Raw genomic sequence first — 12,424 nt, forward strand, 5'->3', positions numbered from 1 at the left:
ATCTTAACTACATCTAAGAGTAAATATTTATAATTATTACACTTTACCTCTAAGAATAGGCTTCACCTAAACACGTTTTGGGTACTTAAAAACAACTAATTTTCAAACAATTTAAAAGTATTATTTCATCTAATTTTTAAGCTAGTTAAGCTATTTTTAGCATTAAATTAGGATTTATTCTAAGGCTATTTTAACTGAATTTTATAACTTAGTACTCTTATAAATAACAATACAAACTAAATATAAAGTTCTTATGAAAATTAATAATATATTAGAAGGTATCGGTAACACACCCGTTGTGCGATTGGCGAAATTATTCCCAAATGCAAATGTTTGGATGAAACTAGAAAAAGCAAATCCGGGTGGAAGTATTAAGGATAGAATTGCATTGGCAATGATTGAAGATGCTGAAAACAAAAACCTAATTAAAAAAGATACAGAAATTATAGAACCAACCTCTGGTAACACTGGTGTTGGATTGGCAATGGTTGCTGCTGTAAAAAACTTAAAACTTACCTTGGTAATGCCTGAGTCTATGTCTGTAGAAAGACGTGCTTTAATGAAAGCTTACGGAGCAAACCTTGTGCTTACTCCAAAGGAATTAGGTTTAGGAGGTACCATAGCTAAGGCTAAAGAAATGGTTGCTGAAAATAAAAATGCATGGATGCCTTCTCAATTTACAAACCCAGCAAACCCAAAAATACACCATGAAACAACTGCTCAAGAAGTGGTTAATGATTTTCCGGAAGGTTTAGATTATTTAATTACTGGTGTTGGAACTGGTGGACACATTACGGGTATGGCAGAAGTTTTAAAAGAAAAATTTCCAAAAATAAAAGTATTGGCAGTAGAACCTAGTGGGTCATCTATTATTTCTGGAGGAGAACCAGGACCTCATAAATTACAAGGAATTGGACCAGGATTCTTTCCTGAAACATTCAATAAAGACATAATTGATGGCGCTGTTAAAATAACCAATGAAGAAGCTTTTGAAGAAGTTAGAAACATTGCAAAAACAGAAGGAATTTTAGTAGGTATTTCTACAGGAGCCTCGTTAGCTGCCGTTAGAAAACAGTTAGCAACCTTAAAAGGTGAAGAGGTGATTTTAACCATGAATTATGATACCGGAGAACGTTATCTTTCTGTAGAAGGTCTTTTAACGGAATAATAAATTACAAAAAGTATAATCATAGAAAAAGCCTCACAATTTGTGAGGCTTCTTTTTTATCAATCTTAATTGAATTCAAATTCTTAAACCAATTTTATTATATAGTTAAAACAATTGAAAACCTAAATATCTTCCTGAGCTTGTCTAAGGACATTCAGTAGCAAAAATAAGTTCAGTATGAAAAAGTTACATACTTTTAAGCAACACCCTTTTTATTTGAAGAATGAATCTACAAATTCGTGTTTATTAAACACTTGTAAATCATCTATAGCCTCTCCTACTCCAATATATTTTACAGGTATTTTAAATTGATCTGATATACCAATAACAACTCCTCCTTTTGCCGTACCATCTAATTTAGTAACCGCTAAAGAAGTAACTTCTGTTGCCAACGTAAATTGTTTTGCTTGTTCAAAAGCATTCTGACCAGTAGAACCATCTAAAACTAACAACACATCGTGAGGTGAATTGTCTACCACTTTTTGCATTACACGTTTTATCTTAGTCAACTCATTCATTAAGTTTATCTTATTGTGTAAACGACCTGCAGTATCAATAATTACAACATCTGCATCTTGATTAACAGCCGATTTTAAAGTATCAAAAGCTACAGAAGCAGGGTCTGATCCCATTTCTTGACGAACAATTGGTACACCTGTTCTGTCTGCCCAAACTTGTAATTGATCTATAGCTGCCGCTCTAAAAGTATCTGCAGCTCCTAAAACAACTTTTAATCCTTGTTTTTTAAATTGCGCTGCTAACTTACCAATAGTAGTAGTTTTACCAACTCCATTTACACCAACAACCATTAAGACATAAGGCATTTTATTACCATTTTTATCTCTAGGAATTTCCGGAATTACAAATTCGGTTTCGTTACCAACATTGGTTTCAGAAAGTAAACCTGCAATTTCTTCGCGCAGAATTCTATTTAACTCGTCTGTACCAACATACTTGTCTTTAGCAACTCTGTCTTCTATTCTATTAATAATTTTAAGGGTGGTATCTACACCAACATCAGAAGCAACTAAAATTTCTTCTAAATTATCTAAAACAGCATCATCTACTTTAGATTTACCAGCAACTGCTTTTGTTAATTTACCAAAGAAACTTTCTTTAGATTTTTCTAATCCCTTGTCTAAGGTTTCTTTTTTTTCTTTTGAAAATATTTTTTTAAAAAAACTCATCTTTATCTTATTATACTATAATAGCTATACGTTAAAAAACGTGCCATTAGTTGGGTTTGGTCAAATTGTCACTAAAAGTGCCTGCGTTAGCGATAGAAATGGCATCCTTTTCTTTTAAAAAGTAACTAAGTTACTTTTTAAATTTAATTATTAAAAGTACAAAATTTTCTTGACCATAAGAGTCTAAGAAAAGATATAATGTAAAGCGCGACCTTTTTAGGTAACGCCCAAAAATACGGAATTATAAGACGTAAAAAAACTACTTCCTAAATAAGAAAGTAGTTTTATATAATATATGTAGTAAATATTACTTTTTTGCTAAAAAAGCATCTACTTTTTCTGGTTCCATAATTGATTCTACAAAAGTGTAAGCACCAGATTTTGGAGATTTTACCATTTTGATAGCTTTACTTAATCTCTTTGAAGATGTTTGTAACGATGCTACTGTTTTTTTTGCCATTGTCTAAGTTTTTTAATCTATGTGCTCTATTCTGAGTTCTAGACAGTTTAATTATTTAATTTCTTTGTGAACAGTCATTTTCTTTAAGATAGGGTTGAATTTTTTAATTTCCATTCTATCCGGAGTGTTCTTTTTGTTCTTTGTTGTAATGTATCTAGAAGTACCTGCTTTACCAGAAGCTTTATGCTCTGTGCATTCTAAAATTACCTGAACTCTGTTTCCTTTTTTTGCCATCTGTATAAAATTTTAAATTGCTTAAGCTTATTTAGTTAAAAATCCGTTAGCTCTTGCGTCTTTTATAACTGAAGAAATTCCTTTCTTGTTAATATTTTTTAATGCAGAAGCAGACACTTTTAATGTTATCCATTTATCTTCTTCTGGGATATAAAAACGCTTGGTCATTAGATTAGCGTCAAACTTTCTCTTAGTTCTATTTAAAGCGTGAGATACATTGTTCCCAACCATTGCTTTTTTACCTGTTAATTCACAAACTCTAGACATCTTTTCGACAGTATTTATAGTGTTATCTCTAAACGAGGTGCAAATATACAGTTAATTCTAATTCTGAACAAAACTATTTTTACTATTTTTTACTTTTTTATTTATCTAATCATTTAAACTGATTAAAAATGGATGTTTTTTGCAGATTCTTTACGGCTAATTAGCATTGGAAACGAAACTCCTGCGGTTAGAGAAAAAATAATAAAAATAGCTTTTAAGCCATTATTTATAGTATGATTTAAAACAACTTGGTATGTTTCTGCATCTAACTCATAGGTAAGTTTAAAAAAACCTAACATTGCCTCGTATGCAAATGCTCCCGGAATCATAGGGATAACTGCTGGAATAGATAATATTAAAGGAGGCACATGTTGTTTATGTGCCGCTGGGATACTTAAAAACCCAACAACAATAGCACCTATTAATGACGCTAACGTTATATGCACCCCAAAGTGAATTAGAATTAACTTACAAGTACCACCTATAGCAGCTAACACAGCTGCCGTAATTAATGCTTTTTTAGGCACATTAAATAATTTAGCAAAACCTACAGAAGCAACAGCTAACCAAACTGCCATTTCTAAAAAATGGAGAATTTTCATAGTTTAAAAATCATAAATTAACATGGCTACAAACATACCTAACGAAATAAATAATGCTATTAGCATGGCATGGGCACCTCTAACAATTCCGTTCATTGTATAACCATCCATTAAATCAGAAAATGAATTAATTAGTGGTACACCAGGGATTAGAAATAAAACAGAGGTGGCAAAAGCTAAATGATTGGTGCTATTATCATTAAAAAAAGTACTTCCACCAGCAATTAAACTTGCTGTTAATGCTGCAAAAGAAATACTTAAATAAATATTAAATTTTATTTTTGCCGTATAATGCCTTACAATAAAGCCAAAAAATGTAGCTATAAATGCAATAAGCATATCTAAATACATCCCTCCAAATAATCTACAAAATCCTGCACCTGCAAAACTCACAAAGATTAAAACATATATAAAAGAGTAACGAGGAATATTTTTTATTCTAATAACCTCATTTTGTAATTGCTTTAATAATAATTTACCTTCTACAACTTTCCAACTTAATTTACTTATTTCAGATACTAAAGTAAAATTAACACTATGCGGAGGCGTTTTTTTAAAACTATTATAAAGTTCGTCAGTGGTATTATTTCTTAGTAATAAAAATATGGTTTTATGAGTTATTAATGTTTCGCAACTATACCCTAAACCAGCACCCAAACGTTCTATTGTTATTCTAATTCTATGCGTGCTCGCTCCAGATTCCATTAACAAACTACCAACTTCTAAAAGACTATTAGAGGTTTCTATAATTTCTTTATCATTCATTTTATGTTATTTCCTTTCAAACATTAGAATACTTAAAAGAGATATTACACTAATTCTTTGTAGATTATTTCTAACGCTTTACTAACTGTTCTATTAATTACCTTTTCTCTTGGTTGCCCAAAATTAAATTCTTTTACAATTTCTTTATCATCAGACACAATAGCTATGTAAACAATCCCTACACTTTTATCTGTATGATCTGTTGTTGGACCTGCATTACCTGTTACTGCAATTGCATAATTTGTTTGTAGTTTGCTTTTAACTCCTCTAGCCATTTCTAAAGCAACTTCCTTACTTACAACGCTATATTTTTTGATAGTTTCTACAGAAACACCTAATAAATTAATTTTAGTTTCTGCAGAATACGCAACAATACTACCTTTATAATAAGCAGACGAGCCTGCAACGGATACTAAATTTGCAGATATTTGACCTCCTGTTAAGCTTTCTGCCGTAGCAATTGTTTGCTTATTTCTTTTTAACAACGCTCCTATTCTTTTCTCTAATGAGCTATCATCATCTAAACCGGTAATAATTTCTGGTATTAGTTTATAAATTTCAGCTACTTTTTCATTTAACTCTGCCTCTAAAGTCTCTTTATGATCGCCTTTGGCGGATAAACGCAGTCTTACTTTACCAAAAGAAGGTAAATATGCCAACTTAATATAAGGTGGTAAATTGTTTTCGAATTCTTCAATTCTTTCTGCAATCATACTTTCCCCCTGCCCATACGTCATAATTGTTTTATGAATAATGAAAGGTAATTTAAACTGCTTTTGAATTTTAGGTAAAACTTGATCGGTTATTAAACCTTTCATTTCATAAGGAACTCCAGGGAGTGACACAAAGACAGTCTCGTTTTGATAAAACCACATTCCGGGTGCAGTACCAAAATTATTCATTAACAAAGTAGCCTTAGAAGGCAATTGCGCCTGATATCTTTGCACTTCATTAAAAGGATGATTCACTTTTATAAACATCTCTTTAATATGTGCTATTACTTCCGGATATTCAATTAACTCAGTATCTTTAAAAAACTTTGCAATTGTTTTTTTTGTGATATCATCTTTTGTTGGTCCTAAACCTCCAGTAATAATAACAATACTTGCTCTTTCTTGTGCTTCTTTTAAAGCGTTTAAAATATGCTGTTCATCATCTTGAATGGAAGTAATTTGATAAACTGAAACTCCTATTTTATTTAATTCCTGACCAATAAATTGTGAATTGGTATCTACAATCTGACCAATTAAAATTTCATCTCCTATTGTAATAATTTCTGCATTCATTATGAGCCTATTTCATTTATATTCTGATAATCTAAATTTTTATTCTTTAATCTTTTTCGAAAAAAAACGAAAAGGAAATATGAAATAATAACACTCAATAAGACTGATAAATTTCTATTTGATTCAAAATCTTGCTGAAGTTTAAAGTCTGTAAAAAAGCCATAAATAAGTAAATAAATAATTCGAATAGCAAGAGAAACAAAAAAACCTATACAAAAGTAAAGTGTCTTATTTTTTTCAAACCTTTTAGCCAAATACATAAAACAAATCCCAACAAATATGGAGGCTATTATTTGTATTGTAAAATTTATCAACCTACTTTACTCTTATATCAAAAGCTTCTCTTCCTTCAATAATTCCTTTTAAGTTATCGTTCTCTACAACTTTACCTACTCCTGCAGGTGTACCTGTATATATTATGTCTCCTTTTTTAAGGGTGAAGTATTGAGAAACATAAGCAATTAATTCATCTGTTTTCCACAACATTGCATTGGTGTTACCATCCTGAACAAGTTCGTCGTTCTTAAAAAGTTGAAAATTTAAGTTCTCTAAATCAAATTCTTCCTTCGGATAAAATTCTCCCACCACGGCACTTCCGTCAAAACCTTTTGCTTTTTCCCAAGGCAACCCTTTTTCTTTACATTTTGCCTGTATATCTCTTGCTGTAAAATCGATTCCTAAACCAATTTCATCGTAATATTTATGAGCAAATTTAGCGTCAATATGTTTACCAACTTTATTTATTTTTATCAAAACCTCTACTTCATAATGAACATCATTAGAAAAAGGTGGAATAAAAAACGGATTTTTTCTTGGTAAAATAGCAGAATCTGGTTTTAGAAAAACTACAGGGTTTTCTGGTCTTTCATTTGCTAACTCTTCTATATGTTTTGCGTAATTGCGCCCAATACAAATTATTTTCATAAAAAAAGCCCATCTTAATCTTCCCGAAGGGAAGAAACACTATTGTGTTAATTTTATACTATTAAAATTGATTAACTTAAAATCATATTTAGGTTAACTGATTACTGTTGACTGAAAACTGCCAACTGTTTTATTCCCCTGCTTCCGGAAAAACAATAGCTCTATTTCCTGAAACAATTATTTGATGATTTAAGTGGTTTTTAACCGCTCTTGCCAACACTAATTTCTCTATATCTGCACCAATTCTTTTTAAGGTTGTTGGTGTACTTTCATGCGTTACCGGTTTTACATCTTGCTCAATAATTGGCCCTTCATCTAAATCTACTGTTGCATAATGTGCCGTTGCTCCAATTAATTTCACACCTCTTTCGTATGCTTTTTTATAAGGGTTTGCTCCTTGAAAAGCAGGTAAAAAAGAATGATGAATATTTATAATTCTCTCTGGATAATGATTGATAAAATCTGAAGATAAAATTTGCATATACCTTGCCATAATTACTAAATCTACTTCATTAGCATCTAACAATTGTACAACTTGATCTTCTTGATCTTTTTTGGTTTCTTTAGTAACAGGTAAATAATAAAAAGGCACATTAAACATGTCTGCTATATACCTTAATTTATCATGATTGCTAATAACCATTTTTACATTACAATCTAAACGCCCCTCTTTAGAACGCTCTAACAAATCATATAAATTATGACTAGTGTGCGAAACCATAATGGCTACATTTTGTTTTTTATCGCAATAGTTTACCGACCAATCAATATTTAATGGCGTTGCCAATTGTAAAAAATTATGCTCTAGAGTTTCTTTAGAAATATCCGTTCCCTCTGCATCTAAACGAACTCTCATAAAATAGGTGTTTTCAATAGCATTTACATACTGCTGAGAACTTAAAATATTGAATCCATTTTCATAAAAAAAAGTGGTAATTTTGGCTACCAATCCTTTTTGATCTGGACATTTAATTAAAAAAGAGACTACTTGTGGTTTCATAAAAACAGCCCATCCTAACCTTCCCGAAGGGAAGGAACTACAAACTGGGTAATTTGGAGTTCTAATTATTTTTTCCTTTTTAGAGCAAGCTCCATTTTATTACTAATACTGAACACTGAGACTGTATACTGAAACTGCCTACTAATCTATGGTATCCATTTTTTAGGAAAGTTTGGTTTTCTCTTTTCAAGAAAAGCATCTCTTCCTTCTTTTGCTTCATCTGTCATATAAGCAAGTCTTGTTGCTTCTCCTGCAAAAACTTGCTGACCAACCATACCGTCATCTGTTAAATTCATTGCAAACTTTAGCATTTTTATAGAAGTCGGACTCTTTTCTAATATTTCTTGTGCCCATTCATACGCAGTAGATTCTAATTCTTCATGCGGAATAACAGCATTTACCATACCCATATCATACGCTTCTTGTGCAGAATAATTTCTACCTAAGAAAAAGATTTCACGAGCTCTTTTTTGCCCCACCATTTTAGCCAAATATGCAGAACCATAACCACCATCAAAAGAAGTTACATCTGCATCTGTTTGTTTAAAAATAGCATGTTCTTTAGAAGCTAAAGTTAAATCGCAAACTACATGTAAACTGTGTCCGCCACCAACTGCCCAACCTGGTACTACAGCAATTACTGCTTTTGGCATAAACCTAATTAAACGTTGTACTTCTAATATATTTAATCTGTGATATCCGTCTTCACCAACATACCCTTGGTGTCCACGTGCTTTTTGATCTCCTCCAGAACAGAATGAATACACACCGTCTTTTGTACTTGGCCCTTCCGCAGAAAGTAGCACAACTCCAATATTTACATCTTCGCCTGCATCGTAAAAAGCATCGTATAATTCTTTAGTAGTTTTAGGTCTAAAAGCATTTCTAACATTAGGTCTATTAAATGCTATTCTAGCAACTCCATTACATTTCTTATAGGTAATGTCTTCGTATTCTTTAACAGTTTTCCACTCGGGTTGTATCATAATTTTGTATTTTGGACGTTCTTTTAGAAGAACAAAAAAATTGGTTACAAAAATAAAGATTCAAATTTATGATAAAGAAATCGTTCACCCTAATATTTATGCTGATTTGCCTTATCGGGTATGCACAAAAAATAATAAATAAAACAATTATCTCTGATTACACAGATGATAAAAGAGACATAAAAATATATTTACCAGAAGGTTACGATTCTGAAGGAGACAAAAATTATCCGTTGGCAATTGTTTTAGATAGTGAGATTTTGTTTGATATGTATGTAGGGAATTCTATATTATTTGCTGCTAAAGACAAAGCACCAAAGCAAATTGTGGTTGGAATTGAAATGGCTAAAACCCGTAAAAAAGACACCTATTTTAATACTACAACTGGCGAATTAACGACAGATAATAAGAAATTTTATCAATTTATAAAAGATGAAGTTATTTTTGAAATAGAAAGCACCTACAAAACGTCTCCTTTTATTTCTATTATTGGTGAAGGTACTTCTGCAAACTTAGTTTCCTTTTTTTTAGGAGAAAGAGTTCCTCTTGTTAATTCTTACATCTGTATAAATCCTGTTTTTTCTGACTTTATAGGACAGCAATTGCAAAGTTATAATTTACCGAGATATGAAAAGGAAGACAATACTTTTTACCTATATATAAACAATTCTACTTCATTTTCTTTTGAAAAACAGACTAAGATAGGAGAATTACAAGGAGGTTTAAAATCTTTAGAGATAAAAAATCTTAATATTATAAACGACACCATTAACACGTCAAGTAGCATATCGGCCATTGGTGAAGCAATTCCTAGAGCACTAAATCAAGTTTTTCAAGTATATTCTGCCATCTCTAAAGAAGAGTTTGATAAAAACATAAAAGACTTATCACCTTCAGACGCTATTGCTTATTTAGAAAATAAATATCTAGAAATCGAATTTCTTTTTGGTAGTAGTTTAGGTATAAGAGAAGCTGATGTTTTTGCAATCGAGAAAATAATTATGGAAAAAGAAAATGGAGATCAGTTACTTCCTTTTGGTAAAATGATTTTAAAACTATATCCTTCGTCACCGCTAGGTGATTACTATATTGGTAAGTTTTACGAAAGCGGAAAACAAATTAGTAAAGCAATTATACAGTATAAAATTGGTTACGGAAAAATGAATCCTGCAGACCCAAATGCAGATAAATTTTATGAAAACATTTTAAGATTGGGTGGAAGGTAAAAGTATGCAGTATGCAGTATGCAGTATGCAAAATTAAAAATTCTATATTCGTTAAAAAAATAACAAATAAATTTTATAAAAACAACTTTACTGCCTACTGCTAACTGACGACTGAATACTTATGTTACACCAACTCTATTCTATCTTCTTTAATAACAATTAGTTTTTGTCTGTATAAATTTCCTACAGCTTTTTTAAATGCTTTTTTACTCATTTTCATGTGAAAACGAATAGAATCTGGAGAACTTTTATCTGTTAATAATAAAAACCCTTCTCTACTTTCTTTTAGTTTTGTCAATACTTTCTCTACATCAGAGTCAATAACATTTCTAAAACCCTGTGGTCTTAGAGAAACATCAATTTTTCCATCTTCGCGAATTTGTTTCACATAACCAACAACTTCCATATTTTCTTCTAATTCCTGAAAAACTTCACTTCTAAAAAGTAAACCATCAAACTCTTCATTAATTAAAACCGTATATCCTAAATTGGTTTCTGTTTCAATTACTAAGCTAACTTTATCTCCCTCTTTCAAGTACATATCTACCTCTTCCGAGTTGTTTTCGTCATCTTGTAAGTTCTCTTCTTCGTCGTATAAATCTTCTTGTAAACTCATTATTGTATGTATTTAAAATATTCTTTTAAAATTAAATTATTTTCTTCACTTGGCGTAAAGATTTCTAATATTTTTGGTTTTTCTGATGTTTCATAAAAACCCACTAATTGTTCTTTTACTGTTATTGTAGCATCTGCTTTTAAATAATCGAAATTATACATTTTACACAAATGCTCTGCAGTTAAGTTATGCGGAGTTTCAAAATATTTAGCAGCATTGGTTGTTCCTGGTCCTGGAATAATTTTAAATATTCCGCCACCAGAATTATTTATTAATACAATCCTAAAGTTCTTTGGTATGTTAGCATTCCATAAGGCATTACTATCATAGAAAAAGCTAATATCTCCGGTTATAAAAACAGTCTGATTTTTGTTTGCAAAAGCGGCTCCAATTGCTGTAGAAGTACTGCCATCAATTCCACTTGTACCTCTATTACAAAACACTGTATTTGTTTTATCAATAGAAAATAATTGTGCATACCTAATAATAGAACTGTTACTTATTTGCAACTGACTATTTGCAGGGACACTTTCTATAACCTGTTCAAAAACTTTAAAATCTGAATGCGTTGCTTTTGATAAATATGCGCTATGTTTTACCCGTTTTTCGTCACGAATTTGCAACCACTTCTGCTGGTAATTACTTTTCTTAGAGATAACGAACCTATTAAAGTTACTAAAAAAGTCTACAGGTTTTATCTTTATAAATTCTGACAAACAAAAAAACGTGTCCATTTTTTTAAATTCATCAATATTCCAATGCTGTTTTGGTGAATATTTTCTTAAAAATTGTTTTATTTTTTTAGAAACAATCATGCCTCCAAAAGTAATTAACACTTCTGGTTGTAAATCTTCAAACTGAGTTTCATCTAAAGAAAAAATGAGCTGATCTATAGAATCTATGCCTTTTTCTTGATGTAAATTAGATGTTGTTTCAGTTAAAATTAAAACAGAGGCATCATCTGCGTACAAATCCATTAATTTGTGTAAATCTGCATCAGGATAATTTACACCAACCAAAATCATTTTTTTAGTGGATGCATTCCAAATAGATGCTAACTTTTTATAATCTACAGATTGTTTCGATACACTCGCAATAACATTGGGCAATTTAAAACTCTTTAACTCTGCAACAGTTTCATACAAAGGTTCATCAAAAGGGACATTTATATGTACTGGTCCTTTTTGAGAAACCGAAATCTGTAAAGCTTCCGAAATAAGTTTTAAGTTCTTATTTTTAAGTTTTAGGCTCTCTACTGCACTCGAGTTTATATCCTCTAAATTAGCTGAAAACAAAATATGTTTATCAAACACATTTTCTTGACGAATAGTTTGTCCGTCTCCAATATCAATTAAATGTTTTGGTCTGTCTGCAGAAATTACCACCAACGGAATATTGCTATAAAAAGCTTCTGCAATTGCCGGATAATAATTTAACAAAGCAGAACCAGAGGTACAAATAATGGCAACTGGTTTTTGAGTTTGCTGTGCAATACCTAATGCAAAAAAAGCAGCACAACGCTCATCTACCACACTTAATGCTACTATTTCTGGATGATTAGAAAAACCAACCGTTAAAGGCGCATTTCTAGATCCTGGAGAAATAACAACCGTATCAATATTAAATTGACAACAAGCTGAAATTACAATTTGTGCGAGTTCTTTTTTAGGGTACATTTAAATAAGTTACAAAGAGGCAAAGTT

The 12,424-nt window shown here is 31.1% G+C and carries 14 protein-coding genes; 2 read left to right on the forward strand and 12 right to left on the reverse strand.

The window, feature by feature from the left end:
• The first annotated feature begins 253 nt into the window (after nucleotides 1-253).
• A complete protein-coding gene (cysK, locus tag KV700_RS05400; RefSeq protein WP_166381812.1) occupies nucleotides 254-1,168 on the forward strand; it encodes a cysteine synthase A in 915 nt (304 codons plus the stop codon).
• A gap of 212 nt (nucleotides 1,169-1,380) precedes the next feature.
• Here cysK and ftsY read toward each other — a convergent pair whose 3' ends face one another.
• The 10 genes from ftsY to KV700_RS05450 all read right to left on the reverse strand — a co-directional run bounded on the left by ftsY (nucleotide 1,381) and on the right by KV700_RS05450 (nucleotide 8,879).
• Nucleotides 1,381-2,355, reverse strand: a complete 975-nt coding sequence (gene ftsY, locus KV700_RS05405) for a signal recognition particle-docking protein FtsY (protein ID WP_166381810.1) — start codon at nucleotides 2,353-2,355, stop codon at nucleotides 1,381-1,383.
• Nucleotides 2,356-2,662: 307 nt separating this feature from the next.
• The gene (locus KV700_RS05410) at nucleotides 2,663-2,815 is read right to left on the reverse strand and encodes a DUF4295 domain-containing protein (RefSeq protein ID WP_105020018.1); all 153 of its coding nucleotides are present in this window, start codon (nucleotides 2,813-2,815) and stop codon (nucleotides 2,663-2,665) included.
• A gap of 51 nt (nucleotides 2,816-2,866) precedes the next feature.
• Nucleotides 2,867-3,049 (reverse strand): 50S ribosomal protein L33, encoded by a 183-nt coding sequence (gene rpmG, locus KV700_RS05415; protein WP_068449915.1) that lies wholly within the window; start codon nucleotides 3,047-3,049, stop codon nucleotides 2,867-2,869.
• A 27-nt stretch (nucleotides 3,050-3,076) separates the two neighbouring features.
• Entirely contained in the window at nucleotides 3,077-3,316 is a 240-nt protein-coding gene (rpmB, locus tag KV700_RS05420) for a 50S ribosomal protein L28 (protein WP_158838598.1), read from the reverse strand.
• A 122-nt stretch (nucleotides 3,317-3,438) separates the two neighbouring features.
• Nucleotides 3,439-3,918, reverse strand: coding sequence for a threonine/serine exporter family protein (locus KV700_RS05425; protein WP_166381808.1), 480 nt, complete (start codon nucleotides 3,916-3,918; stop codon nucleotides 3,439-3,441).
• Nucleotides 3,919-3,921: 3 nt separating this feature from the next.
• Nucleotides 3,922-4,683, reverse strand: coding sequence for a threonine/serine exporter ThrE family protein (locus KV700_RS05430; RefSeq protein ID WP_166381806.1), 762 nt, complete (start codon nucleotides 4,681-4,683; stop codon nucleotides 3,922-3,924).
• Nucleotides 4,684-4,727: 44 nt separating this feature from the next.
• Nucleotides 4,728-5,969: a competence/damage-inducible protein A gene (locus KV700_RS05435; RefSeq protein WP_218599439.1), complete on the reverse strand. Its 1,242-nt coding sequence runs from the start codon at nucleotides 5,967-5,969 to the stop codon at nucleotides 4,728-4,730.
• 315 nt (nucleotides 5,970-6,284) lie between these two features.
• Complete coding sequence (locus KV700_RS05440) at nucleotides 6,285-6,893, reverse strand: fumarylacetoacetate hydrolase family protein (RefSeq protein WP_218599440.1); 609 nt, start codon at nucleotides 6,891-6,893, stop codon at nucleotides 6,285-6,287.
• A 130-nt stretch (nucleotides 6,894-7,023) separates the two neighbouring features.
• Complete coding sequence (gene purU / locus KV700_RS05445) at nucleotides 7,024-7,893, reverse strand: formyltetrahydrofolate deformylase (protein ID WP_166381800.1); 870 nt, start codon at nucleotides 7,891-7,893, stop codon at nucleotides 7,024-7,026.
• Between the two features lie 146 nt (nucleotides 7,894-8,039).
• The gene (locus tag KV700_RS05450) at nucleotides 8,040-8,879 is read right to left on the reverse strand and encodes a 1,4-dihydroxy-2-naphthoyl-CoA synthase (protein WP_218599441.1); all 840 of its coding nucleotides are present in this window, start codon (nucleotides 8,877-8,879) and stop codon (nucleotides 8,040-8,042) included.
• 68 nt (nucleotides 8,880-8,947) lie between these two features.
• On the opposite strand from KV700_RS05450, the gene KV700_RS05455 reads away from it, so the two are divergent.
• The gene (locus KV700_RS05455) at nucleotides 8,948-10,105 is read left to right on the forward strand and encodes an alpha/beta hydrolase-fold protein (RefSeq protein ID WP_218599442.1); all 1,158 of its coding nucleotides are present in this window, start codon (nucleotides 8,948-8,950) and stop codon (nucleotides 10,103-10,105) included.
• Nucleotides 10,106-10,229: 124 nt separating this feature from the next.
• On the opposite strand, the gene KV700_RS05460 is transcribed toward KV700_RS05455, so the two are convergent.
• Both KV700_RS05460 and menD read right to left on the reverse strand, forming a co-directional pair.
• Nucleotides 10,230-10,721, reverse strand: a complete 492-nt coding sequence (locus KV700_RS05460; RefSeq protein WP_254712977.1) for a DNA-binding protein — start codon at nucleotides 10,719-10,721, stop codon at nucleotides 10,230-10,232.
• Nucleotides 10,721-12,397, reverse strand: coding sequence for a 2-succinyl-5-enolpyruvyl-6-hydroxy-3-cyclohexene-1-carboxylic-acid synthase (gene menD / locus KV700_RS05465; protein ID WP_218599443.1), 1,677 nt, complete (start codon nucleotides 12,395-12,397; stop codon nucleotides 10,721-10,723). Before menD ends, KV700_RS05460 begins: the two co-directional genes overlap by 1 nt.
• Between the last annotated feature and the right edge of the window lie 27 nt (nucleotides 12,398-12,424).

The sequence above is a fragment of the Polaribacter sp. NJDZ03 genome, from assembly GCF_019263805.1.
Lineage (GTDB): Bacteria > Bacteroidota > Bacteroidia > Flavobacteriales > Flavobacteriaceae > Polaribacter.

Bases quoted from the DNA above. Each gene is read 5' to 3' on its own strand.
- purU (WP_166381800.1), bottom strand. From the start codon at position 7,893: ATGAAACCACAAGTAGTCTCTTTTTTAATTAAATGTCCAGATCAAAAA.
- KV700_RS05450 (WP_218599441.1), bottom strand. From the start codon at position 8,879: ATGATACAACCCGAGTGGAAAACTGTTAAAGAATACGAAGACATTACC.
- rpmB (WP_158838598.1), bottom strand. From the start codon at position 3,316: ATGTCTAGAGTTTGTGAATTAACAGGTAAAAAAGCAATGGTTGGGAAC.
- KV700_RS05440 (WP_218599440.1), bottom strand. From the start codon at position 6,893: ATGAAAATAATTTGTATTGGGCGCAATTACGCAAAACATATAGAAGAG.
- cysK (WP_166381812.1), top strand. From the start codon at position 254: ATGAAAATTAATAATATATTAGAAGGTATCGGTAACACACCCGTTGTG.
- KV700_RS05435 (WP_218599439.1), bottom strand. From the start codon at position 5,969: ATGAATGCAGAAATTATTACAATAGGAGATGAAATTTTAATTGGTCAG.
- KV700_RS05460 (WP_254712977.1), bottom strand. From the start codon at position 10,721: ATGAGTTTACAAGAAGATTTATACGACGAAGAAGAGAACTTACAAGAT.
- ftsY (WP_166381810.1), bottom strand. From the start codon at position 2,355: ATGAGTTTTTTTAAAAAAATATTTTCAAAAGAAAAAAAAGAAACCTTA.
- rpmG (WP_068449915.1), bottom strand. From the start codon at position 3,049: ATGGCAAAAAAAGGAAACAGAGTTCAGGTAATTTTAGAATGCACAGAG.
- menD (WP_218599443.1), bottom strand. From the start codon at position 12,397: ATGTACCCTAAAAAAGAACTCGCACAAATTGTAATTTCAGCTTGTTGT.
- KV700_RS05455 (WP_218599442.1), top strand. From the start codon at position 8,948: ATGATAAAGAAATCGTTCACCCTAATATTTATGCTGATTTGCCTTATC.
- KV700_RS05410 (WP_105020018.1), bottom strand. From the start codon at position 2,815: ATGGCAAAAAAAACAGTAGCATCGTTACAAACATCTTCAAAGAGATTA.
- KV700_RS05425 (WP_166381808.1), bottom strand. From the start codon at position 3,918: ATGAAAATTCTCCATTTTTTAGAAATGGCAGTTTGGTTAGCTGTTGCT.
- KV700_RS05430 (WP_166381806.1), bottom strand. From the start codon at position 4,683: ATGAATGATAAAGAAATTATAGAAACCTCTAATAGTCTTTTAGAAGTT.